This window comes from Pseudomonas sp. GD03875, from assembly GCF_029840585.1.
Classification (GTDB): Bacteria; Pseudomonadota; Gammaproteobacteria; order Pseudomonadales; family Pseudomonadaceae; genus Aquipseudomonas; species Aquipseudomonas paralcaligenes.
Genome location: NZ_JAOCCV010000019.1, coordinates 75,572 through 97,361, shown reverse-complemented (window position 1 = coordinate 97,361; position 21,790 = coordinate 75,572). Strand labels below are relative to the sequence as shown.

Annotated in this window: 23 protein-coding genes and 1 pseudogene; 9 read left to right on the top strand and 15 right to left on the bottom strand. The window is 60.7% G+C overall.

Features of this window, described 5'->3' with window-relative positions; genetic code table 11:
- Positions 1–39: 39 nt before the first annotated feature.
- The 4 genes from N5D30_RS17095 to N5D30_RS17080 all read left to right on the top strand — a co-directional run bounded on the left by N5D30_RS17095 (position 40) and on the right by N5D30_RS17080 (position 1,577).
- The gene (locus tag N5D30_RS17095) at positions 40–741 is read left to right on the top strand and encodes a conjugal transfer protein TraX (RefSeq protein WP_279909910.1); all 702 of its coding nucleotides are present in this window, start codon (positions 40–42) and stop codon (positions 739–741) included.
- A gap of 99 nt (positions 742–840) precedes the next feature.
- Positions 841–975 carry a YHYH domain-containing protein gene (locus tag N5D30_RS17090; protein ID WP_169708484.1) on the top strand — a complete coding sequence of 45 codons (135 nt, stop codon included), beginning with the start codon at positions 841–843 and terminating at the stop codon, positions 973–975.
- A gap of 43 nt (positions 976–1,018) precedes the next feature.
- Positions 1,019–1,315 carry a hypothetical protein gene (locus N5D30_RS17085; RefSeq protein ID WP_279909908.1) on the top strand — a complete coding sequence of 99 codons (297 nt, stop codon included), beginning with the start codon at positions 1,019–1,021 and terminating at the stop codon, positions 1,313–1,315.
- Between the two features lie 37 nt (positions 1,316–1,352).
- A complete protein-coding gene (locus N5D30_RS17080; RefSeq protein WP_043245885.1) occupies positions 1,353–1,577 on the top strand; it encodes a BPSL0761 family protein in 225 nt (74 codons plus the stop codon).
- Positions 1,578–1,694: 117 nt separating this feature from the next.
- Here N5D30_RS17080 and N5D30_RS17075 read toward each other — a convergent pair whose 3' ends face one another.
- Genes N5D30_RS17075 through N5D30_RS17060 form a run of 4 tightly spaced genes read right to left on the bottom strand, consistent with a single transcriptional unit; the run spans position 1,695 to position 6,605 of the window.
- Positions 1,695–3,041, bottom strand: coding sequence for a hypothetical protein (locus tag N5D30_RS17075; protein WP_139205564.1), 1,347 nt, complete (start codon positions 3,039–3,041; stop codon positions 1,695–1,697).
- Positions 3,041–3,985: an AAA family ATPase gene (locus tag N5D30_RS17070; protein ID WP_146603079.1), complete on the bottom strand. Its 945-nt coding sequence runs from the start codon at positions 3,983–3,985 to the stop codon at positions 3,041–3,043. The genes N5D30_RS17075 and N5D30_RS17070 overlap by 1 nt, the downstream gene beginning before the upstream one ends.
- Before the next feature lie 11 nt (positions 3,986–3,996).
- Positions 3,997–5,943, bottom strand: a complete 1,947-nt coding sequence (locus N5D30_RS17065) for a hypothetical protein (RefSeq protein WP_279909907.1) — start codon at positions 5,941–5,943, stop codon at positions 3,997–3,999.
- The gene (locus N5D30_RS17060) at positions 5,940–6,605 is read right to left on the bottom strand and encodes a hypothetical protein (RefSeq protein ID WP_148304354.1); all 666 of its coding nucleotides are present in this window, start codon (positions 6,603–6,605) and stop codon (positions 5,940–5,942) included. Before N5D30_RS17060 ends, N5D30_RS17065 begins: the two co-directional genes overlap by 4 nt.
- Before the next feature lie 311 nt (positions 6,606–6,916).
- On the opposite strand from N5D30_RS17060, the gene N5D30_RS17055 reads away from it, so the two are divergent.
- Positions 6,917–7,210, top strand: a complete 294-nt coding sequence (locus tag N5D30_RS17055; protein WP_279909906.1) for a hypothetical protein — start codon at positions 6,917–6,919, stop codon at positions 7,208–7,210.
- 9 nt (positions 7,211–7,219) lie between these two features.
- Here N5D30_RS17055 and N5D30_RS17050 read toward each other — a convergent pair whose 3' ends face one another.
- The 7 genes and pseudogenes from N5D30_RS17050 to N5D30_RS17020 form a co-directional block, all read right to left on the bottom strand.
- Positions 7,220–8,218, bottom strand: a complete 999-nt coding sequence (locus N5D30_RS17050; protein ID WP_279909904.1) for a two-component system response regulator — start codon at positions 8,216–8,218, stop codon at positions 7,220–7,222.
- Complete coding sequence (locus N5D30_RS17045; RefSeq protein WP_279909903.1) at positions 8,215–10,362, bottom strand: PAS domain-containing hybrid sensor histidine kinase/response regulator; 2,148 nt, start codon at positions 10,360–10,362, stop codon at positions 8,215–8,217. The genes N5D30_RS17050 and N5D30_RS17045 overlap by 4 nt, the downstream gene beginning before the upstream one ends.
- Positions 10,363–10,411: 49 nt before the next feature.
- Positions 10,412–11,632 (bottom strand): annotated as a pseudogene (locus tag N5D30_RS17040) (PAS domain S-box protein); the annotation flags it as partial.
- 673 nt (positions 11,633–12,305) lie between these two features.
- Entirely contained in the window at positions 12,306–14,225 is a 1,920-nt protein-coding gene (gene htpG / locus N5D30_RS17035; protein ID WP_279909902.1) for a molecular chaperone HtpG, read from the bottom strand.
- Positions 14,226–14,319: 94 nt separating this feature from the next.
- On the bottom strand, positions 14,320–15,573 hold the full coding sequence (locus N5D30_RS17030) for an MFS transporter (protein ID WP_279909901.1): 1,254 nt from the start codon (positions 15,571–15,573) through the stop codon (positions 14,320–14,322).
- A gap of 32 nt (positions 15,574–15,605) precedes the next feature.
- A complete protein-coding gene (locus tag N5D30_RS17025; RefSeq protein WP_220814125.1) occupies positions 15,606–16,052 on the bottom strand; it encodes a PaaI family thioesterase in 447 nt (148 codons plus the stop codon).
- The gene (locus tag N5D30_RS17020) at positions 16,052–16,513 is read right to left on the bottom strand and encodes a PaaI family thioesterase (RefSeq protein WP_279902397.1); all 462 of its coding nucleotides are present in this window, start codon (positions 16,511–16,513) and stop codon (positions 16,052–16,054) included. The genes N5D30_RS17025 and N5D30_RS17020 overlap by 1 nt, the downstream gene beginning before the upstream one ends.
- A gap of 145 nt (positions 16,514–16,658) precedes the next feature.
- On the opposite strand from N5D30_RS17020, the gene N5D30_RS17015 reads away from it, so the two are divergent.
- Complete coding sequence (locus N5D30_RS17015) at positions 16,659–16,931, top strand: hypothetical protein (RefSeq protein WP_220814123.1); 273 nt, start codon at positions 16,659–16,661, stop codon at positions 16,929–16,931.
- A 128-nt stretch (positions 16,932–17,059) separates the two neighbouring features.
- Positions 17,060–17,350, top strand: coding sequence for a hypothetical protein (locus tag N5D30_RS17010; protein WP_220814071.1), 291 nt, complete (start codon positions 17,060–17,062; stop codon positions 17,348–17,350).
- A gap of 45 nt (positions 17,351–17,395) precedes the next feature.
- Here N5D30_RS17010 and N5D30_RS17005 read toward each other — a convergent pair whose 3' ends face one another.
- Positions 17,396–17,806: an MAPEG family protein gene (locus N5D30_RS17005; protein WP_279909900.1), complete on the bottom strand. Its 411-nt coding sequence runs from the start codon at positions 17,804–17,806 to the stop codon at positions 17,396–17,398.
- A 279-nt stretch (positions 17,807–18,085) separates the two neighbouring features.
- Here N5D30_RS17005 and folE point away from each other — a divergent pair, with 279 nt between their 5' ends.
- Positions 18,086–18,649, top strand: a complete 564-nt coding sequence (gene folE, locus N5D30_RS17000; protein WP_279909899.1) for a GTP cyclohydrolase I FolE — start codon at positions 18,086–18,088, stop codon at positions 18,647–18,649.
- Positions 18,650–18,727: 78 nt separating this feature from the next.
- Here the strand turns inward: folE and N5D30_RS16995 are convergent, their stop codons facing one another.
- Positions 18,728–19,330 carry a glutathione S-transferase family protein gene (locus N5D30_RS16995; protein WP_279902394.1) on the bottom strand — a complete coding sequence of 201 codons (603 nt, stop codon included), beginning with the start codon at positions 19,328–19,330 and terminating at the stop codon, positions 18,728–18,730.
- Positions 19,331–19,332: 2 nt separating this feature from the next.
- Positions 19,333–20,493: a PLP-dependent aminotransferase family protein gene (locus N5D30_RS16990; protein ID WP_279909898.1), complete on the bottom strand. Its 1,161-nt coding sequence runs from the start codon at positions 20,491–20,493 to the stop codon at positions 19,333–19,335.
- Positions 20,494–20,575: 82 nt separating this feature from the next.
- On the opposite strand from N5D30_RS16990, the gene N5D30_RS16985 reads away from it, so the two are divergent.
- The gene (locus N5D30_RS16985; RefSeq protein ID WP_279909897.1) at positions 20,576–21,028 is read left to right on the top strand and encodes a MarR family transcriptional regulator; all 453 of its coding nucleotides are present in this window, start codon (positions 20,576–20,578) and stop codon (positions 21,026–21,028) included.
- On the opposite strand, the gene N5D30_RS16980 is transcribed toward N5D30_RS16985, so the two are convergent.
- Complete coding sequence (locus N5D30_RS16980) at positions 21,029–21,652, bottom strand: hypothetical protein (protein ID WP_279909896.1); 624 nt, start codon at positions 21,650–21,652, stop codon at positions 21,029–21,031.
- Positions 21,653–21,790: the final 138 nt, after the last annotated feature.

Here is a 21,790-nt window from a genome sequence, read left to right as displayed (position 1 = left end):
CCTAGTGCTCACCGTGGTGACCCTCGGGATCATGGGGTAATGCGCTCGACCAGCTTGGATCTCGTCAAATGGCTCGCCATGCTGACGATGGTGATAGACCACCTGCGCTATCTATGGCCTGAAGCGACAGCCTGGCTGTTCGTGGTTGGACGCTTCGCCTTCCCGCTGTTCTGCCTTGGCATCGCCGCCAACGTGTCGCGCTCCAGCCCAGGAGATCTGTACAGCGAAAATAACTTTCGCTACCTGAGCTGGCTTCTGGCCTTCAGCCTCTTATCCGAGTTGCCCTATCGGGCGCTATCCGAAACAAGCAGCACGCTGAATGTGATGCCGACACTGATGTTGGGGCTCATCGTTGCTTGGAGCGTCCATCACAGCGATCGTACAGGCTTGGTGCTGGGGCTATTCACGCTGATCGTGTCGATAGCGCTGCATGATCGGCTGATGTACGGCGCGTTTGGTGTCCTGCTGCCGGCGACCATGGTACTGGCAGTGCAGCGCCCCTGGATTACCTGGCTCATCCCTGCAGTCTTCAGCGTGTTGGCCAACAGCCGTGACGGTTGGATCGGAGCTGGTCCCTTGGGCACCTGGTGGGCCATGGCCACGACCTTTGCGGCTCCGATGGTTGGCCTGTGGCTATTGCGCCAGAAAGTCACCCTACACATATGGCCAGTGGGGCGCTGGGGTTACTACTTCTACCCCGGCCATCTAGCGGTGCTGGCGTTGCTTCGTGCGGCTCTCTGACCGGTCGATCAAAATTCCCTTGCTCAATGCAGGCCTTTTGCCATAATCCGGAGCGTGACCTAGATCACATATAAGAGCCAATCGAAACGGAGTTTGAACATGAAGAAGCTTTCTGCCGCCCTGATCGCCACCGTGATTGCCCTGTCCTCCGCTGCTGCTGTTGCCCATGGCGGAGGCACTGATTCGAAGGGCTGCCATACCAACCACAGCACCGGCGTTTACCACTGTCATTGACTTAGCCAGCGCTGGTCGCCTCTCACGAGGCGGCCAGAACTAGATGGCTAGACCAAATCGCACACCGAGGCAGCAACGGAAAGATCAGCATGCGCAGCAACAGCTTCTCGCTCAGAGTACTCAAGCCCTGAAGGTGGCCGAGAGCACATTGGCCGGTACTGAGCGCACCAATGTAGCCTTGGAGGAACGCTGTCATGCCTTGCAAGAGGAAGTGACCCGGCTTGGTGACGTCACCCAGGATCAGTCACAGAAAGCAGAGAGCCTGAATGCCCGCCTGGCGGAAGCAATCGCACAATTGAAATTGGTTGAGCAGACCAGCGGTATCGCAAACAACTCCTGATCCCCCACACTAGAGCAGAAGCTGAGTGGAGGTTGCTATGACACTACCCTACGAACGCACCCGCTCAGTGGTGCAGACTCAGGAATTTCTCACCAGGCTCACACGTGACACTGCCCTACCGGAATCCATTCGCGATGAAGCCCGTCATCTGCTGCGCCACTATCCGAGCAAGCATGAAGTACTACAGGCCGGCCTGAATGAAGAGCAATCTCCACGTGGCATACTTTCCCAGCCCGTCTTCAGCTCGAAGATGGAGCGCTGAACAGCCGGCACCACCATGTCTGCGGCCGCACCGCATACGGATCAGGCCGAAATGCCCTATTCAATCGCATGAGTTACCAACTACATAGCACCCAAGCCAGCTTCTTGACGCTAGCACTTAAATGAGAATGTGGGCGTGGTGGATCAAGTTCACGTTATTGCAGAGAATTATATGGTAACTAAACTTAGCTTTTCTCACCAAGAATCGCTCTGACTCGGTAACATATTGATAGATTTGACCCGCCCCGCACTCTGACTCACGAGGATCAAAGTTACGCACAAATTCAACGCCCATACCGCGAGTTGTTGAGAAATTCTCAATCATATTCGTAAGAATTCCACCACCAGCGCAAATTCGAATCTCAGCACTGGACTCAGAATCGATCAGAAGTTTTATTTCGCCTAAAATTTTGAGAAATAGCGCCTCGTAGAAGCCATCATCAACACTGACTAGCCACGGGTGAACCATTGCGAGCCGTTTAATATGAGCAAACCCAAGTGCCCCAACTGGCTCTTCGCTTAAATTATCCCCGTGACGGAATCTGAGTCTAAGCCGAAAATAACTGTAAGCAACAGCTAGCGGACACAGTGGGCATATGTAGCTGTCATCAGCTTGATAATCAAAAGACTTTTCCATCCTCCTCAAGCACGATTCGTGACCGATTAAATATGTCTTTTCGATAGCGGCGCATATTCTGTTTAGGCGTGTCTCAAATTTTCTGAGCGCGAGCTCATCAACGTCATAGGGGGAACACTCGTCTGCCCTCCAGTGATGAAGCTCAATCGATGATGGTGTAACCCCGCGATGGGTGGAAAAAAATGGATTTTCCACATTTAAAAGCTGTATTACAGCTCGGGTTAAGTCTTCGTCATCCTCGTAACACTTTAATCGGACTATTTTGTTAAAAGGATAGCCTTCCTCCTGCTTGGCCATTATTGTCCCAAACCATTTTTTCTGAGCGAGTCCAGCCTCCTGCATCATTGCTCGAAGCGCATTGTCACCTCTGTATGGCAACTGATCTAGAGATGTTGGAATGTGGTATCCACAGTCTGAGCAGCGATGTCCAAAGGATGGATGGGGAGTGTCATTTAGGTGCAGTCTAGAGCAGGAATCGCACATCTTTTTCAAAGGCGAACCATGCAACAAGCAGCGATCTACTTGTAGCACAAATGTAAAGGCTGAGTGATATCCAAGCGGCGCGCACTCAGCACAGTACCGGTGATGCTCATTCGACGGAAAATAGCTCGAAGGAAAATGATCTTCTAATCCACTCGGCTTACATGCTGGAAGACCTAATTCCGAGCGAGGGCGCACATAAAAGCACGAGTCGACCTTAGCAGAGTCAAACCCTAAAAGCTCCAAAGCCTCAATCTCAGTAAGCGAATTAAATATTGCTAAATTTGAAACCATTCCCCCCACCGACTCAAACGGATAGGGGCCGGCTTTAAAAAACGATAGCCGCATCACGCCACCTTGTACGTGCCGCTGTAAGTACAGAAATCTTGTAGCGAACTAGACTCGACCCCGGCCATTATCTGTGTATCCGTTAGAACCAAACCTTCACGATCATGAGAAGAGCACCACATGAGAATGTATTTGATCGAAAACAAAACATGCTCCATAGGCAGATTATTTCTGTAGCTCCCGATCGCACAGCCAGTTAACGCAAGCCAAATTGGCTTTGCATACTTTTCCAGCCGAAACCCACTAGAAAACGCTATGGGAGCAAAGGCTTGTGTAAAAGTAATTCCAGAGCCCGACGGATAATCGGCAATAGAGTCATATCCCTTCAAAATAACTGTCAAATCATCAATACTGGAGCAGCCTTTAAACACAATGAACTCACTCATGAACCTAGCAATTATTTGCCTCTGTTCAGACGCAAAAAGATCGTCACGCAATTGGATCACTTCTGGCATAGCAAATGAAACAACAGTCATCTTGATACCAACATTGTCAAGAGAGTTGTACAGGTCGGCTAGCTGATATAGATCAGCGCTCCTTAGGCGCTGAAATTCGTCTATCAAGCATACATACTGATTGCAGTCGTTTTCTCGAACCCGAAGAACGATCCTATCAGTAAGCTTTTTGAAAACCGAAAGCCTTGTTTCGCGAGACTTTATCGGGCAGTTCTCAATGTCAGCAAGCTGACGGATGATGTTAGAGCAATTTAATCCTTCCCTATTAATAACGGTTACCGAATTTACATATAGCTTAGGAAAAGTCGCCATCAGATAACCCTTCAAAGCCTTGCAGCATTGGGACTTTCCGAGTCGAGCTGGCCCGTAGAATATAACTCCGGTTTTTCGCATGAACACACGATCTTTGACGATTGAACTAATTCGCGAAATTTCGTTTGAGGCAATTAAAAATTGCGTTTCAATTACCGGATGATCGAGATCGTACATAGGTAGCCCTCTCAGTAATCGTCCTCAGGCCTCGGAATCAACTGGCCAGGTTTCAGATCAAAACCAATCATGCCAGTAACAGAGTGAACCTTAACTTTCCCGACTGGTGCGGGAATTGCGGGAGCTTCTTTTTCCACATCGCCTTCCAGCCCGAACTGCTCATCAAACAGCCGCTGCAACTCTAAATTAGTGCTTCGGGTTTTTGATGAAATTAGATGCTCGCGATATTTCACAATAACATCGTCAATCATTGAGCACTCAAGCACCCGCTTTTCTATCGCTCTATTAATGATCTTTCTTGTTGTAACACTGTGCTTAGAGTGACGCCATATACCTTGAACATGAAGGGTGCCGAAGAACTCTCCGGAGGTGTAGTACGCGTCGACCGTTCTATAGTCTTTCGGGTCTATTTTCACCCGCAGGCGCTCCCCAATGAGTGCAGGCCGGCTCGCTAGTTCGGCGCTCGTGTAATGAGCTTTGTCGAGCTGAATATAAGGCCGTATTCCCTTTTTAATGCCTCCACGAACAGTGCATTGTTTGACATGGCTTGACAGTTCGCTTACAGATTGCAGCCTGTCCTGCAGCCGTGGAAAGATAAGCCCGTTTTCCCGAAAGAACTGCCTCATCACTTCAACAGGGCTCAAAGAGTAGTTCCGCCCCCTGCGAGGGGTGATGTTGTATGTAGCCATAAAGACATCAACAACCTGCGAGGCCTCGTCAATATTGATTTTATACTTTTCAGCGTTCTCTATCGGCGCCTCTGATCTGCCATTCCAAGGATAACTTCCTGTGCTTGAGGGTATAAGGTGCAAGAATCTTTGACTTGCTTGCCGAAACAGGCCTTCAATTTGAGAGCGACGTTCGGGCCTTCCAAGCTGACCGTAATTTATAGAGAATCCGAGAATATTTCTGGCATTACTAGAAACAAGCGCGGCATGCTGCGCCATTGCATTGTCTAAGTACAAACAACCCCACAGCGCTCCCCTCGACTCTTCAATTAAGTAGCAAGGCATCCCAGCCCCATTAGGATATTCCAGGCCAGGTACGTCCAGCTCACTGATTGGTTTCCATCCTCCAGCTGATGCGTCACATATCAAATCAAGAATGTCTTGCGCTCGCACCTCGCTGCTAAAGACAAGTCGATAAGCAAGTACCGCTTCAGACCTGCTTTCAACTGCAGCAATCAACCAAAATCGATTAATGACAGTGGTGGTAGTTAGATTAGTCTCAGGGCGTACCGCAAGAGAAAAAAATCCATCAATCTTATAAGCATCTATTTCAATCACATCAAAAGGTGCACTGCCAACTATCAATGGCTGCATTCCGTTGCCAACCTGTAGGTGAGCTTTGCCTCCTACATCTGCAACAGCAAATACTGCTTTTTCGAAATCCTGATTCAAGATCGAATCTATTAGCTTTAGAATTGTTCTTTTCCCGGCGCCTTGCACCGAAAAAGGCCATTCTGCATCTGTAACACCGTCCTCTCTTAAAATGTTAAGGAACTCAGCATAGTAATAACTTTTCTTGTATTTCAACCCGCGAAATGCTGTCGTTCCCTGTTGGAGAACACGTTTTACAAATTTGCGGAACGCATCAGGATGTTTAGCAATAGTTAGGCCTAATATACCGCTTAGACTTCCTTGCTGCTCGCTACGTTTGCTTTGCTCTATATTTTTTCTGGTGTATTGTTTAATTCGTTTATTCGGCAGCAGAGCAATCTCCCCATGGTACACACCAAAGTCATCAAGTGTTGTGAACCTACTAACCAGCCGACACACTTCTTGCGGCTTCAGCCCTGTGTAGGTTTCAATTTCCTTAAGCGCTTGCCCCTCAAGTTTTAGCTTTACCGCTTCCCTTCTGAGCAAAAAAATATTTTTATCTGGTTCTTTAAGGCAGGCTTCGTCTACCCGCCCAAACCCACAGCGATTCAAAGAATCCCAGGTTATTGAAGACTTCATGACACCAATGTCCACTTGGTGTTTTTTGCAAAAAATGCGCTTTCAAATTCTACTGCTATCTTGCCCAAAGAATAATGCCGACAAAATAAATATAGAAGCACATCTTGGGAGTGGCTATTCAAATGCCTTAGATACTCGTCAAGCGTGCCTGAGGCGTGACCTATAAGATAACTTGTAACATCCAGATTAATTGCCGGGGGTATAAAAAAGTGCCTACCTGCTGCCAAACAGGCCGCTACCTTTAGTAGCGGCATGATGCTGCTTGCTCTAGGCGCAAAGTCATCATCATTAAAAATTCGATAATTTACGCCAGCTGCTTTTGCAAGTTCGCGCTGAAGTTCTATTTGCGGTGTCGATTCCGCGTCTTTGTCGAAGCTTCCCTCCTTTATCTCATGCCACTCTATTGCCCCACCCCGCACTATCACCTCAGCATCGAGAATGGTTCTCTTCGCACCAGGCTCCGGTGATTGACTACGCGGTTGTGGATTCAGGTCGAAACGGATTACGTCGGGATTGAACTCTAAAAACAGGATCCAGTGCGCTAATTCCCGATCACTACTAAGCGAAAAATCCTGATCGCATTTTGCGCTATATACCCGCCATACGTTCCCGAACACTTTTCCGCGCTTCGTGAACGAATGCACCTTGCTTTGCTTACCCATGTCTAGACAGCCCCATAAAGCCATTTCGATTAAACGAATCGCCTGCAAAACCTCTCAGATTTTACATTAGTAATAAGAAAGATGGCTTTGTATAATGATTCGAAATATCTAGACTTGATTCCAATAACTTTTTGGGAATTATCCCAATTGGAATCTGTAGTTCATTTTTTTCTTGAGGAGGATTTACTTACTGAGACACTGTATGAGAAGATGCTAAATATTCTAGATTTACTTAATGTAGCGACTATAACTAATTGATTTTGCTGCGCGGTCTAGTGTTGGAAATTTAGAAATGTTAGTTCAGATCGCTCATGCTCTGGCGTTTCTTGGCCAACGACAGCCACCTGTACCCCGGCGCGCTGCTGCGCGATCTCGATGCCTCCCGCGAAGTGCCGTTGTCTTCGGGCGATGAGCTGCTGGTGGAATTCAGCGACGGCGTGATCGCCCGTGGGCGACTGCTGGAAGTCGAATCGGATGCGGTCGTCTTGGAGATGCCGCTCTATCGCACGGCGCGCGGAACCGAGGTGCAGGCTCGGACATGGCGCATCCTGCCGGGCGATGAGCCCGGTCTGATGAAAGTGAGCAAGCACCTGCCTGTGGCGTGATGCCGGGCCCTATTCCTTCTCGGCCCAGCGTTCCTTGATTTCGAGAATGGCCGGCATCTGGTCGATGAAGAGCTCCACCAGCTCGGGATCGAAGTGACGGCCGCTCTCACGGCGCAGCAGCGAGATGGCTTCCTCGACCGGCCAGGCCGCTTTGTAGGGACGCACGCTGGTCAGCGCGTCGAACACATCGGCGATGGCGACGATACGCCCGGCCAGCGGAATCTCCTCGCCCTTGAGGCCATTGGGATAACCGCTGCCGTCCCACTTCTCATGGTGGGTGAGCGCGATGATGCGCGCCGTCTTCAGCAGCCCCGAGTCGTGCTCGCCGATGATTTCCGCGCCGATCTGCGCGTGCTGGCGCATCACCGCCCACTCGGCGTCGTCGAGCTTGCCGTTCTTCTGCAGGATGGCGTCCGGTATGCCGATCTTGCCCACGTCGTGCATGGGCGCGGCGTTGAGCAGGTCGTCCGCCTCGCGCTCGCTGTAGCCCGCGGCCTTGGCCAGGACGTAGGTGTAGTGGCTCATGCGGATCACATGCAGGCCGGTCTCGTTGTCCTTGTATTCCGAGGCCAGGCCCAGGCGCTGGACGATCTGCAGGCGGGTCTCGTGCAGTTCCTCGGCGCGCACGAGCGACAGGTGCGTGCGCACCCGGGCGCGGACGATGGGCGGGCTGACCGGCTTGGTGATGTAGTCCACCGCGCCGACCTCGAAGCCGCGGGCTTCGTCCTCCACGTCGGCCAGGGCGGTGACGAAGATCACCGGGATGGTCGAGGTGGCCGGCTGCGTCTTGAGCCGTGCGCAGACTTCGTGGCCGGTCATGCCCGGCATCATCACGTCGAGCAGGATCAGCGCCGGGTTCTCCTGCTCGGCGAGTTCCAGCGCCTTGTCGCCGTCCTTGGCGAACAATAGGCGGTAATCGTCCTGCAGAATCTGCCGCAGCACCTGCAGGTTGGTCGGCTCGTCGTCCACCAGCAACAGCTTGGGGCGGGCATCGGCGGGTCTGATCATTGCGGCATGCCTCCATGGCCGAGCAGCTCGGCCAGCAGCGCGTCGGCGCGCTCGAAATCGAAGTCGTTGATGGCGCCTTCCAGGGCATGGGCCTGACGCGCCGGCAGCGCGGCACTCAGGCGTTGCAATGCGTCCTCGGCCAGTTCGCCGTGGCGCAGGGCGCCCCGGACCTGTCCGACAAGCGCTGACAATTCGGCTTCGGCGATGGCGGGCCTGGCGCCCTCTTCCACCGCGGCCTTCTCCGCCGGCAGCTCGCCCGGCAGTGCGGCGAGTGCCACCACCAGCGCGGCCAGCAGTTCCTCCACCGAGGCCGGCACGGCGCCCTTGAGCGCGTGCTCCAGTTGACCGGCCAGGCGGCTAGCCCGCAACAGCGCCAGGTTGCCGGCGGCGCCGCGCAGACGGTGTACCAGTTCGATGGCTTCGAGCTGGCGCCCATCCCGCAGCAGGTCCTCGACCTCGGTACAGCTATGGGCATGCTCGGCTAGGAAGCGGCGGATCGCCGCCGCCATGGCCTGTTCGCTGCCCCACAGCTGGATGCCGCGCGGCCAGTCGATGGCCAGGTCTTGCTGGGGCTCGGCCGCCGGCACCTGAGGGGTTGCGGTCGGCTCCAGGCCGATCACCCGGGCGATTTCCGCCAGCAGCCGGTCCATTTCCAGCGGCTTGGAGGCGAAACCGTCCATGCCGGCCTCGCGGGCGGCGCGGCGATCCTGCTCCAGCACGCTGGCGGTCAGGGCGATGACCGGTGTCGACCGCAGGCCGTGGGCCTGCTCGTGGCGACGGATGCGCCGGGTCGCCTCCAGGCCGTCCATACGCGGCATTTGCACGTCCATCAGCAGCACGTCGAAACGCCCACCGACGAAGGCGGCCAATGCCTGCTCGCCGTCGCCAGCGGTGGTGACCCGGTGGCCCATGGCCCCCAGCGTCAGGCTGAGCAGTTCGATGTTCTGCGGCACGTCGTCGGCGGCCAGGATGTTCAGTTCCGGCAGCTGGCAGGCGACGGTGACGATCTCCCCTGCCCTGGCCTCGCCGACCTGCAGCGGCAGCTGCACATGGAACACGCTGCCCGCGCCATCGCGGCTCTCCACCCGGATGCTGCCACCCATCAGCTCGGTCAGCTGGCGGGCGATGGTGGTGCCCAGGCCGGTGCCGCCGAAGCGCCGGCTCATGGAGGCGTCGGCCTGGGCGAAGGGGTCGAAGATGTGCTGCAGGCGGTCCTCGGCGATGCCGATGCCGCTGTCGCGCACGGACAGCTGCACCCTGCCCGGTTCGCCGCTCACTTCCAGGCGCACCCAGCCGCTCTCGGTGAACTTCACCGCGTTGCCCACTAGGTTGGTCAGCACCTGCTGGATGCGCAGCGGGTCGCCCTTGAAGAAATCGCCCAGGCTCTCCTGATAGTCCAGGCTCAACGTCAGCCCCTTGCTTTCGGCGCCCAGGCGCAGGGCGTCGCAGACCTGCCCGCACAGCTCGCGCAGGGAGAAGTCCACGTGCTCCAGCTCCACCGCGCCACGTTCCAGCTTGGCGGTGTCGAGGATGTCGTTGAGCAGGCCGAGCAGCGAGCGCGCGGCCTGGCGCACCGTGCCCAGGTGCCGGCGCTGTTGCTCGCTGAGGACGTCGTCCAGCAGCAGTTCGGTGAAGCCGATGATGGCGTTCATCGGCGTGCGGATTTCGTGGCTCATGTTGGCCAGGAAGGTGGTCTTGGCCGCGGCGGCCAGCTCGGCGCGCTCCTTGGCGATGCGCAGCGCTTCCTCCATCTCGCGGCGCTGACTGAGGTCAGTGGCGAACTGGATCACCTTGAACGGCTTGCCGTCGGCGTCGAAGATCGGGTTGTAGGAGGCCTGTATCCACACTTCTCGGCCGCCCTTGCCGAGGCAGAGGTATTCGCCGCTGTCCAGTTCGCCATGGGCCAGGTGTGCCCAGAACTGGTCGTAGGCGCCGCTGTCGACGTAGCGCTGCTCGCAGAAGATGCGGTGGTGCTGGCCGATGATCTCCGCTTCTTCGTAGCCGGTCAGTTCGAGGAAGTTGCGGTTGGCGCTGAGCACGCGGCCGCCCAGGTCGAACTCGATCACCGACAGCGCGCGGCCGATGGCGTTGACCGTGCCCTCGAACTCGGCGTTGCGCAGCTTGCTCTCGGTGATGTCCAGCATCACCCCGTGGCGCGCCCTGCTCGTCCGCCGCCCCGCTGCCGCTCTCCCAGACCCACACCTCGCTGCCGTCGCGGCGGGTCAGGCGGTACTCCACCTGGTAGCTGCGACCCTCGGCGAGAGCGTCGCGGGCCAGCTCGCCGACGCGCACCTGGTCGTCCGGGTGGATCAGCTGGGTGAAGTGACGCCGGCCGGCGACGAAATCCTCGGCAGGCCAGCCGGTGAGCTTCTCCACCGCGTCGCTGATGAACAGCATGCTCCAGTTCTCGTCCAGCTGGCAGCGGAAGGCCACGCCGGGGATGTTGCCGATCAGCGAGCGGTACTGCTGCTCGCTCTCGCGCAGAGCCCTCTCCATCGCCTTGCGCTCGCTGATGTCGCTGATGAAGCCGACGAACAGGGTGCGCTCGAACAGTTGGGCGCGGCCGATGGCCAGACGGATCGGCAGTTCGGTGCCGTCCTTGCGCAGCAGCTCTACTTCACGGCTGCCGCCGATGATCTGGCTCTCGCCGGCATTGAGCAGCTGCGGCAGGTAGTTGGCCATGCCCTGCCGGTAGCTCTGCGGGATGACGGTGTCGATGTGCCGGCCGATCAGCTCGCTCTTGTCCCAGCCATACAGCTGCGCGGCGGCGGCGTTCATGCTCTCGATGATGCCCTGGTCGTCGATGGTCACCACGCCGTCCACCGCCGTCTCCAGAATGGCCCGCAGGCGCTCCTCGCTGGCCTGCATCTGGCGGTACAGCTGGCGATAGCGCAGCAGGCCGTTGATGCCGGCGACGAAGACGGTCAGGGAAATGGTGATAAGCGCCGTGGCCAGGGCCAGGAACAGGCTGAAGTCGCCTTCGGCGCCGGCTGGATCTGGGCTGCCGACGAAGCGCGCCGCGGCCATGCCGGTGTAGTGCATGCCGCTGATGGCCAGGCCCATGACCAGGCCGCTGGCCATGATCGCCTTGCCCGAGCTGAGCCGGCCACGCAGGCCGAAGCGCACCCACAGCGCGATAATCGCCAGGCCCACCGCCACCAGGATGGACAGGGCGAACCACCAGGGGTCGTAGCGCAGCAGTGGCGCCATGCGCATCGCCGCCATGCCGCTGTAGTGCATGGCGCCGATGCCGGCGCCCACCAGCACGCCGCTGCCGACCAGTTGCAGGCGCGTCACCTGGCGCCGGGCCAGCAGCTGCAGGGCGACCCAGGAGGCGCCCAGGCTGGGCAGCAGCGACAGCAGGGTCAAGCCCGGCGCGTAGCTGACCGGAGCGCACAGCTGGAACGCCAGCATGCCGATGAAGTGCATGGCCCATACGCCGCCGCCCAGGGCCAGGGAGCCGGTGAGCAGCGCCGTCTGCCGGTGCAGGGTATTGCGGCTGAGGCGCGCCATGCCCGCCACCTGCAGGGCCATGCCGGAGGTGAAAGTGGCGATCGCCAGCGACAGCGCCACCAGCCACGGGTTGTGGCTGCCGAACAGGAGCAGGCTGGGATCGGCGTCGAGAAGGAACAGGCTGGTCAGATACGACATGCGGGCGGCGACTACAGGACGACGGCTGAAATTCTAGGCGGGCAGAAGCGTATCGGCACGACCATGCTCCGGCTTTAAGCCGCCATTAGATAGCCATCATCCGCAGAACTCCAGTCCGGCGTGCCGAGCGGCGGAAAGCCTAGGCCCGATTGACCTGCGCCTGCTTGTGTAGGGTGCGCTGTGCGCACAGGTCCTGCACTGCGGTGCGCGCGGCGCACCCTACGACAGCCATACAGGAATGGGCGTGAAAAAAGGCTCTGTCCACGTTAGTTAGTTGTTGCACACCTTGTGGGAGCGGATTTATCCGCGAATTTCGCGGCCGATCGGAATGCCGCCCAGCCGCTCCCACAAGAGCAGAATTGCGCCACCAACACGTAACGGGTACATAGACATGAAAAAGCCCGCCGAAGCGGGCTTTTTCATGAGCGGCCACAGGTCAGGCGGACAGCTCGACCAGCAGCTTGTTGAGGCGGCGCACGTAGGTGGCCGGGTCCTTGAGGCTGTCGCCGGCGGCCAGGGCGGCCTGGTCGAAGAGGATGTGCGACAGGTCGGTGAAGCGGTCCTCGTCGGCCTCGGCGTCCAGCTTCTCGATCAGCGGGTGCTGCGGGTTGATCTCGAAGATCGGCTTAGCGTCCGGCACTTTCTGCCCGCTGGCCTCGAGAATCTGGCGCATCTGCAGGCCCAGGTCCTGTTCGCCGATGGCGAGGATCGCCGGCGAGTCGGTCAGGCGGTGCGACACGCGCACCTCGGCGACCTGCTCGCCCAGCGCGCCTTTCAGACGCTCCAGCAGCCCTTCCTTGGCCTTGGCGACTTCTTCCTGGGCCTTCTTGTCCTCTTCCGAGTCCAGCTTGCCCAGGTCCAGGTCACCACGGGCCACATCGACGAACTGCTTGCCGTCGAACTCGGTCAGGTAGCTCATCAGCCACTCGTCGATGCGGTCGGTGAGCAGCAGCACCTCGATGCCTTTCTTGCGGAACACTTCCAGGTGCGGGCTGTTCTTGATCTGCGCGAAGGTCTCGCCGGTGAGGAAGTAAATCTTGTCCTGGCCTTCCCTCATGCGGCCGATGTAGTCGGCCAGGCCCACGGACTGCTCGCCGTCGTCGCCCTGGGTGGAGGCGAAGCGCAGCAGGCCGGCGATCTTCTCCTTGTTGGCGAAGTCCTCGGCCGGGCCTTCCTTCAGCACCTGGCCGAAGGCCTTCCAGAATTGCTTGTACTGCTCGGGTTCGTTCTTCGCCAGCTTCTCCAGCATGTCCAGCACGCGCTTGGTCAGCGCCGACTTCATGGAGTCGATCACCGGGTCCTTCTGCAGGATCTCGCGGGACACGTTCAGCGACAGGTCGTTGGAGTCGACCACGCCCTTGATGAAGCGCAGGTACAGCGGCAGGAACTCGTCCGCCTGGTCCATGATGAACACGCGCTGCACGTAGAGCTTGAGGCCCTTGGGCGCCTCGCGCTGGTACAGGTCGAACGGCGCGCGGCCCGGCACGTAGAGCAGCGAGGTGTATTCCAGCTTGCCCTCGACCTTGTTGTGGCTCCAGCTCAGCGGATTCTCGAAATCGTGGGCGACGTGCTTGTAGAACTCCTGGTATTCCTCGTCCTTGACCTCGGTACGGCTGCGGGTCCACAGGGCGCTGGCGCGGTTGACGGTCTCCCACTCCTGCTCGGCCGGCTTGTCCGCCTCTTCACCGTGCTCTTGAGAAGAGATGGGGTCTTTCGGCAGTTCGATCGGCAGGGCGATGTGGTCGGAGTATTTCTTGACCACGTTGCGCAGGCGCCAGCCATCGGCGAACTCTTCCTCGCCGCTCTTCAGGTGCAGGACGATGCGGGTGCCACGCTCGGGCTTGTCGATGGTCGAGACCTCGAAATCGCCCTCGCCCTTCGACGACCAGTGCACGCCCTCGGTGGCGGGCAGGCCGGCGCGGCGGGTGAACACGTCCACCTTGTCGGCGACGATGAAGGCCGAATAGAAGCCCACGCCGAACTGGCCGATCAGGTGCGAATCCTTCTTCTGGTCGCCGGTGAGGTTCTTCATGAAATCGGCGGTGCCGGACTTGGCGATGGTGCCGAGGTGCGTGATCACGTCCTCGCGGCTCATGCCGATGCCGTTGTCTTCGAGGGTGACGGTCCTGGCGTCCTTGTCGAAGGACAGACGGATCTTCAGGTCTGCGCCGCCTTCGAGCAGTTCCGGCTTGGCCAGCGCTTCGAAGCGCAGCTTGTCGGCGGCGTCGGAGGCGTTGGAAATCAGTTCGCGGAGGAAGATTTCCTTGTTGGAATACAGCGAATGGATCATCAGGTGCAGCAGCTGCTTCACCTCGGTCTGGAAGCCCAGGGTTTCTTTTTGAGTCTCCACACTCATGGTCGTCGAACTCCACATGCATGACAGGCCGCGCGATGGCGGCGGGTGTCATACAGATGGGGTGTTCGGGAGGGATTTCAAGGCCTTGCGAAAATCAGGGCTCCAGCAGTTCGATGCCGCCGATGTCTTCCGGCCTGAAGCTGAAGCTGGCCTGGCCGCCGCCGCTGCCGATCTGCTGGGTGAGGCGCAGGCTGCCATCGGCCTCCAGGCCGACGAAGCGCCCCTCCACCGTGCCGCCGCCTGCCTTGCTCACGCGCATCGAGAGGTTGCGGTACTGCTCCGGGTTACGCTGCAGGCGCGGCAGGGAGAAGCGCTGGCGGCGATCCAGCGCAGGACGGGGGTTCTGCACCGCCACGACCTCGGCCGCCGCCGGCTCGGCCACCTTGCTCGGCTCCGCGATGCGCGTCTCGTCCAGCGGTGGATAGTTGTCGCCCTGCACTTGCCAACCCAGCGCGGTCTTTTCCAGCACCAGGTCCAGGCCCTGTTCCTTGCCGTTGATCCGCGCCTGGACGGCGATCGGCAGGCGGGTGGCCGGGAAGCTCACCTCAGGCAGCTCGGCCAGTTGCACCAGGCGGGTGGCGAAACGGCGCTGCAGGTAGTCGTCGATGACCTTGGCCAGGGTCTCCCGCGAGTCGAAGCGGGCATCGAGTCGCCCGTCCTGGTAGCGCAGGCGGTCGGCGAACAGCTCCAGGCGGCCGCTCAGGCTGGTCTTGAAGGACGGCGGCAGGACCAGGTGAAAGTCGCCCTGCAGCTTGTTCGGCGGCAGCGGCTGCAGGTTCAGGTGCAGGGTGTAGCCCCGGCTCAGGCGCCGGGCCTCGGGCAGGTCCTGGTCGGGCAGCAGCCAGCTGATCTCCACTTCCGGCCCGCCCGTGTCTTCCGGCAGCACGTCCAGCTGCACCGGTGTCTTCTGCGTCCTCGGCAGGCGGATCGCCACCTCGCGGCGGGCGAAGAAGTCCTCGCCTTCACGCAGGCTGAGCGCGCCGTCGATCAGCTCGGCGTACTGCGGAGCGAAGGGTTCGCCGTTGAGTTCGCCATACAGGCGGATTTCCAGCTCCGCCGGCGCCTTGGGCGGCTCTTTCAGCCAGCGCAGGCTGAGAATCGCTTCGAGACGGGCGGCATCCTGGCTGGCCATCAGCACCATGCCCACCACCAGCGGGATGATACCCAAGGCGGCCAGCATCACGGCCTGCCTGGCGCTGCGCCAGTGGCGCAGCGCGTAGATCAGGGTGATGGGAGGAATCAGGCTGCCCCAGCCCCACAGCAGGCTGGTGGAGAAGGCCCGCATCACCAGCCACACCAGGCCGGCGAGAATCAGCAGCAGGCCGCCGAGGATCAGCAACGCATCCATTCGAGTTCCTTGTTGTTATGTGCCCGCTCCGATCAGGGTTCGTCGACCTTGAAGTGGGCGCGGGCGGTGGCGATGGGTTCGCTCTGGCTGGTCTGCCAGGCCGTGATGGCGACGTTGGCCACCCGGCGTCCCTGGCGCCAGACCTGGCACTGGGCGTAGGTGTCACGATAATGACCGGCGCGCAGGTAATCTATCGAGAAGTCGATGATTTTCGGCAAATGTGGGATGCCCATGAACATCAGCAGGTGGAGCATCGCGGCATGCTCCATGAAGCCGGCGATCACCCCGCCGTGCAGCGCGGGCAGGGTCGGGTTGCCGATGTTGTCCTTGTTCGCCGGCAGGCGGAAGACCATGTCGTCGCCCAGGCGCAGGCACTCGATGCCGATCATCCGCGCATAGGGGATCAGGCTGATCAGCGCGTCGTACTCGTTCTTCTCGTGGGCTTCGCGCACCAGCGCGTTGAAGTTCAGCGAGGTCATCACGCGGCTCCTTGGGCGGGCGTCTTCGGGCCGCCCGGCTTGCCCATGCGCATGAAGGCCCCGACCACGTGGGCGATCGGCTCGGCCGGGTCGTCCTGGTAGGCATAGCCGCGGGTGAAGATGACGTTCTCGGTCACCCGGTAGCATTCGGCGAACCCGTAGACATCCATGTGCGGCTGGGCCGGGCGCATGTAGTCGATGCGCAGGTCCAGGGTTGGGCAGATCTCGAATTCCGGCAGTACGCAGACGGTCGAGATGCCGCAGGTGGTGTCCATCAGGGTGGTGATGGCGCCCCCGTGGATCACCCCGCTCTCGGGGTTGCCGATTATCTGGGTGCTGTAGGGAAGGCGCAGGGTCAGCCCCTCCGGCCCGGCCTCGTGCACGCTCAGGCCCAAGACCTGGCAGTGGCGCAGGGCGGACAGGAAGCGCTGGGCCCGCTGCAGAACGGCGTTGTCGCTCATCGTCGATACCTCGTGGCGATGCGGAAAATCCGCCCATGATAGCGGCGCGGCCGCCGCGCACATAGACGCGGGCAAAACAGTCTGAACCTTCCCCGTGGGGGCCGTCTCGAAAGAGCGATGGCCTTACCACAAGGAGAAACAGCCCATGCACAAACCAATCGCCTATGCGTTCATGCTCGCTGCCACGCTTGGCCTCGCCGCCTGCGACAAACCGTCCGAAGACAAGGCGGAAGAGGCGCGTGAAGCGCAAGAGGAAGCCCGCGAGTCGCTGAAGGACGCCGCCGAGCACAGCAACGACGCCGCACGCGCGGCGGACGAAGCGGCCCGTGAGCGCGCCAAGGAGAACAACGAGGCGGTGCCGCCGGCCAACCCGACCATCCCCGCCCCGCCGCCTCCCGCCGGCCAGCAACAGCAGTGATTCCCGCCGATGCCCGCGCCAGCCGCGGGCATCGGTCCCCTCCCCCCCAGGAACTTCGCTTGCGCCGCTTCGCTCCAAGCGAGACGGGTGCCGTACACACGCATCCGCATCGAACAGGAGATCGAATCGTGCACAAGCCCCTTACCTACGCCCTCCTCCTCGCCATGACCCTGGGTCTGGCCGCCTGCGAGAAGACCCCGGAAGACAAGATGGAATCGGCCAAGGAAAACGTTTCCGAAGCCATGGAGTCGCTCGGCAATGCCGCCGAGGACACCGGCGAGGCCATCGAGAAGAAGGTCGACCAGGCCACGGGCCACGAACCCACGCTGGGCGAACGCTTGGATGAGGCGGCCGAAGACACCTCCGATGCCGCGAAAGGCGCCGCCGACGAGATAGGCGACGCCGTCCAGGGCCGCTGAGGCACCGCATGAAAGAAGCCCGCCATCTCGGCGGGCTTCGTCGTTTCAGACCGTCACGAGCAGCCAGCGCAGCGCCGGGCTGAGCATCAGCAGCAGGCAGCAGATCAGGCCGACCGTCCACACCAGCGAGCGCTGCCAGGCCAGGTCGCGCCAGTAGAACAGCAGGTAGAGCACCCGCGCGACGATGAACAGGATCGCCAACAGGTCCACCCACCAGCCGAACACGTTGGTGGTGTGGGCCATCAGCACGCCGGCGGCGAACAGCGGGAACATCTCGATGCTGTTCAGATGCGCCGCGTGGGCCCTGGCGCCGAGGCCGGTGAGCCGGGCCTGCTGGGCGCGCGGGTTGTGGTTGTCGTAGCCGCCTGACTCGGCGTTCATCGCCCGCGCCACGGGCAGCTTGGCGGCATAGATCAGCAGGGCCGCGATAAACACACACCAGAACGGAATGCTCATTGCCTTTCTCCTTGTTATTCGGCGCTGGGCCGCGTGATCCGATGGTGACATGCCGGTAGCCTTTCGAGCCGCCTGGCTTGCCACTTGTTGCAACTGAATCATGGTCCCGCTGTGCGTCGGATGCACGATACGCGTGCGGCCTGCGCGACTCCACGTCTGCGGGCGGGTATGATGCGGAGCTTCATTGCCTGCGTGATCATCCGCACCGGGCCGCCGCCCGCAGCGCGCCGGCCGCGCGGACGGACGATACGGAACTCTTTCAACAGCCCTGGAAACCTCATGGAATCTAGCACTCAGAAACTGGCTCAGCAGTACACCGCGATCCTCGGCCAACTCGGCGAGGACGTTTCCCGCGAGGGCCTGCTCGACACTCCGCAACGCGCCGCCAAGGCCATGCAGTACCTCTGCCGCGGCTACCAGCAGACGCTCGATGAGGTCACCAACGGCGCGCTGTTCAGCTCCGACAACAGCGAGATGGTGCTGGTCAAGAACATCGAGCTGTATTCCCTGTGCGAGCACCACCTGCTGCCCTTCATCGGCAAGGCCCACGTGGCCTACCTGCCCAAGGGCAAGGTGCTCGGCCTGTCCAAGGTGGCGCGCATCGTCGACATGTACGCCCGCCGCCTGCAGATCCAGGAAAACCTCAGCCGGCAGATCGCCGAGGCCATTCAGCAGGTCACCGGCGCCCAGGGTGTGGCCGTGGTCATCGAGGCCCAGCACATGTGCATGATGATGCGCGGCGTGGAGAAGCAGAACTCCTCCATGGTCACCTCGGTGATGCTCGGCGAATTCCGCGAGAACGCCGCCACCCGCAGCGAGTTCCTCAGCCTGATCAAGGACTGAGAACGAGCGCCACCCGCGCCATCGCGGTCAGCCAGCCCTGAGCGGGCAAGAAAAAACCGGCCTAGGCCGGTTTTTTCGTCAGTCGAGCATCGCCACGTGCCGTGGGTGGCTGGCGACGCGCTCGAGCCAGGCGTTGATCGCCGGGAAGCCGGAGAGATCGAAGCCGCCCTCATGGGCCACGTGGGTGTAGGCGTACAGGGCGATGTCGGCGAGGGTGTAGTGCTCGCCCACCAGGTACGGCGTGCGCTGCAACTGCTGCTCCATCACCTTGAACGCCTTGTAGCCGCGCACGTGGCACTCCTCGTACTCGGCCCGGCGCGCTTCCGGCAGGCCCTGGTAGAGCTGGATGAAGCGGGCCACCGCCACGTAGGGCTCGTGGCTGTACTGTTCGAAGAACTGCCATTGCAGCATCTGGGTGCGCAGGCGCGGCTCGCTCGGGATGAATTCGCTGCCGTCGGCCAGGAAGTTGAGGATGGCGTTGGACTCCCACAGGAAGGTGCCGTCTTCCAGCTCCAGCACCGGAATCTTGCCGTTGGGGTTCTTGGCCAGGAATTCCGCGGTCTGGGTCTCGCCCTTGAGGATGTCGATCGGCAGCCACTGATATTCGTGGCCGAGCAGATGCAGCATCAGCTTTACCTTGTAGCAGTTGCCGGAACGGTAATCGCCGTAGACCTTGAACATGACTAGCGGCCCTCCTGCGCTTCGCGGATCACGGCGGCCAGTCGGCGCAGGCCTTCACCCAGGCGCTCCGGCGGCACGTGGCTGAAGTTCAGCCGCAGATGGCCGAGGTTGTCGTCCGGCTCGCTGAAGAACGGCTCGCCCGGCATGAACGCGACGTTCTGCGCCATGGCCGGCTGCAGCAGGGTGCGGGTGTCCAGCGTGCTCTTCAGGGTCAGCCAGAAGAACAGGCCGCCTTGCGGCACCTGCCAGGTCGCCAGGTCGCCGAAATGCTCCTCCAGCGCCACCTGCATGGCGTCACGGCGCACCCGGTAGAAGTCACGCAGCTCGGCCAGGTGGGCCCGGTACTTCTCGGTTCCGAACCACTGCAGCGCCTGCCACTGGCCGATGCGGTTGGTGTGCAGGTCGGCGGCCTGCTTCAGGCGCAGCAGGTGCGGGAACAGGTCCGGGGTGGCGATCAGGAAGCCGACGCGCAGCCCCGGCAGCAGGGTCTTGGACACGGTGCCGGTGTAGATCCAGCTGGCGCGCTTGAGGCGGCTGACGATGGGGGTTGCGCTGCCGGCGTCGAACACCAGCTCGCGGTACGGCTCGTCCTCGATCAGGGTGACGTTGAATTCGTCGAGCAGCGCCGCCACCGCGTCGCGCTTGGCCTCGCTGTAGCGCACGGCGGAAGGGTTCTGGAAGGTGGGGATCAGGTAGGCGAAGGCCGGCTTGTGCTTCTGCAGGCGCTCGCGCAGGGCCTCCAGCTGCGGGCCGTCCGCTTCCTGGGGCACGGTGAGGCAGTCGGCGCCGAACAGCTGGAAGGACTGCAGCGCGGCCAGGTAGGTCGGCCCCTCGACGAGGATTTCGGTGCCTGGGTCGATGAACAGCTTGCTGGCCAGATCCAGGGTCTGTTGTGAGCCGCAGGTGATCAGCACCTGGCTGGCGTCGCACTGCACGCCCAGCTTGCTGGCCTCGGCGGCGATGGCCTCGCGCAGCGCCGGCTCGCCCTCGCTCATGCCGTACTGGCCGATGGAGGCCGGCATCTCGCTCCAGTCCACCTTCGGCAGCATCGGCTCGGCCGGCAGGCCGCCGGCGAAGGACATCACCTCCGGACGTTGCGCCGCGGCGAGGATTTCACGGATCAGGGAGCTTTTCAGGCGGGCAACGCGTTCGGAGAAGGCCATGGGAGTCACCGGTAGCACAGGCAGGATGAATTGGGTCAAACTGTTTGACCGAAACTACGACGGCCAGGATAGATACGTCAATATGCTTGACCTGAAAAAGCCAAGTTCCCAACAGATCGCCATGGAAGCCTTCTTCTTCGGCTACCAGGCGTTCACCGCCAAGGCCGACGAGATGCTGGCGCGGCGCGGCCTGTCGCGGGTGCACCATCGCATCCTGTTCTTCATCGCGCGTCACCCCGGGCTGAGCGTGAAGGAATTGCTGGGCTACCTGGGGGTGACCAAGCAGGCGCTGAACACGCCGCTGCGCCAGTTGCAGGAGATGTCCATGGTGGAGAGCGTGGCCGCCAGCGACGACAAGCGCAAACGCCAGCTCGGCCTCACCGCCGAAGGCGCCAGGCTGGAGCAGGCGCTGCGGCGCGAGCAGTCACGGCTGCTCGCCCGGGTGTTCCGGGAGGCCGGCGAGCCGGCGGTGCAGGCCTGGCTGGCGATCAACCAGGCGCTGGGCCGGGCTCGCCTGGCGGGCGGCGAGGACTGATCAGGCCGCCTGGCCGCCCTTCAGCTCCCTGGCGCCCTGGAAGAACACCAGGGCGCTGGCGACCATGGCCGCCAGCATCGGCAGGACCCCGACCAGCATCAGGATCACCGAGGCCACCAACACACCGCTGGCGATGTTCAGCCAGGCCAGTACGCGCACGACGGGATAGGTATCGGTGATCCTGAGCAGCGCGATGCCGAGCCACAGGATGACCAGACCGAGCAGCGCCAGCAGGCCGAAGTAGAGGGCCGATTGCAGGCTGAACTCCGCCAGTGCGTCGTCGCCCCAGTACAGCTGGACCGCCTCCAGCACCAGGCTCAACCCCACGCTCAGCCACACCGGCCAGGTCAGGCCGGTGGCGCCGAAGCGCGCCTCCAGGAAGGCCTTGAGGCGCACCACCAGGTAGCTGCCCAGCAGCGTACTGGCCACGCTCAGCCAGTCGCCCGTCATCTGCAGCTCCGGCGCGAAGGCGAGGCCGATCACCGCGACGGTGGCGACCAGGTAGGCGAGGTTGAGCCAGCCGAGCACCTGCAGCTGGCCCGGACTCCAGCCCGGCAACTGCTGGGGCCGGCGAGCGTCGATCAGCTCCACCCGGGGTGCCGCGTAGGGATTGTTCGGGTCCATGCCACTTCCTTGCTGTGATGGGAACAGTGATTCGAGCCTCGCCGATCCCGCGCGACTGTACCGACGATTGTCGGTGCCGCTGTACGGCGACGCCCGGACGGGCTGCGCATAGGCTGCCAGCATTCACGGAGAACCGCC

Bases quoted from the DNA above. Each gene is read 5' to 3' on its own strand.
- N5D30_RS16980 (WP_279909896.1), bottom strand. From the start codon at position 21,652: ATGGACCCGAACAATCCCTACGCGGCACCCCGGGTGGAGCTGATCGAC.
- N5D30_RS17025 (WP_220814125.1), bottom strand. From the start codon at position 16,052: ATGACCTCGCTGAACTTCAACGCGCTGGTGCGCGAAGCCCACGAGAAG.
- N5D30_RS17065 (WP_279909907.1), bottom strand. From the start codon at position 5,943: ATGAAGTCTTCAATAACCTGGGATTCTTTGAATCGCTGTGGGTTTGGG.
- N5D30_RS17095 (WP_279909910.1), top strand. From the start codon at position 40: ATGCGCTCGACCAGCTTGGATCTCGTCAAATGGCTCGCCATGCTGACG.
- N5D30_RS17050 (WP_279909904.1), bottom strand. From the start codon at position 8,218: ATGATCAGACCCGCCGATGCCCGCCCCAAGCTGTTGCTGGTGGACGAC.
- N5D30_RS17015 (WP_220814123.1), top strand. From the start codon at position 16,659: ATGCACAAACCAATCGCCTATGCGTTCATGCTCGCTGCCACGCTTGGC.
- N5D30_RS17085 (WP_279909908.1), top strand. From the start codon at position 1,019: ATGGCTAGACCAAATCGCACACCGAGGCAGCAACGGAAAGATCAGCAT.
- N5D30_RS17030 (WP_279909901.1), bottom strand. From the start codon at position 15,573: ATGGATGCGTTGCTGATCCTCGGCGGCCTGCTGCTGATTCTCGCCGGC.
- N5D30_RS17020 (WP_279902397.1), bottom strand. From the start codon at position 16,513: ATGAGCGACAACGCCGTTCTGCAGCGGGCCCAGCGCTTCCTGTCCGCC.
- N5D30_RS17060 (WP_148304354.1), bottom strand. From the start codon at position 6,605: ATGGGTAAGCAAAGCAAGGTGCATTCGTTCACGAAGCGCGGAAAAGTG.
- htpG (WP_279909902.1), bottom strand. From the start codon at position 14,225: ATGAGTGTGGAGACTCAAAAAGAAACCCTGGGCTTCCAGACCGAGGTG.
- N5D30_RS16990 (WP_279909898.1), bottom strand. From the start codon at position 20,493: ATGGCCTTCTCCGAACGCGTTGCCCGCCTGAAAAGCTCCCTGATCCGT.
- N5D30_RS17070 (WP_146603079.1), bottom strand. From the start codon at position 3,985: ATGTACGATCTCGATCATCCGGTAATTGAAACGCAATTTTTAATTGCC.
- N5D30_RS17045 (WP_279909903.1), bottom strand. From the start codon at position 10,362: ATGCTGGACATCACCGAGAGCAAGCTGCGCAACGCCGAGTTCGAGGGC.
- N5D30_RS16995 (WP_279902394.1), bottom strand. From the start codon at position 19,330: ATGTTCAAGGTCTACGGCGATTACCGTTCCGGCAACTGCTACAAGGTA.
- folE (WP_279909899.1), top strand. From the start codon at position 18,086: ATGGAATCTAGCACTCAGAAACTGGCTCAGCAGTACACCGCGATCCTC.
- N5D30_RS17090 (WP_169708484.1), top strand. From the start codon at position 841: ATGAAGAAGCTTTCTGCCGCCCTGATCGCCACCGTGATTGCCCTGTCC.
- N5D30_RS16985 (WP_279909897.1), top strand. From the start codon at position 20,576: ATGCTTGACCTGAAAAAGCCAAGTTCCCAACAGATCGCCATGGAAGCC.
- N5D30_RS17075 (WP_139205564.1), bottom strand. From the start codon at position 3,041: ATGCGGCTATCGTTTTTTAAAGCCGGCCCCTATCCGTTTGAGTCGGTG.
- N5D30_RS17080 (WP_043245885.1), top strand. From the start codon at position 1,353: ATGACACTACCCTACGAACGCACCCGCTCAGTGGTGCAGACTCAGGAA.
- N5D30_RS17005 (WP_279909900.1), bottom strand. From the start codon at position 17,806: ATGAGCATTCCGTTCTGGTGTGTGTTTATCGCGGCCCTGCTGATCTAT.
- N5D30_RS17055 (WP_279909906.1), top strand. From the start codon at position 6,917: ATGCTCTGGCGTTTCTTGGCCAACGACAGCCACCTGTACCCCGGCGCG.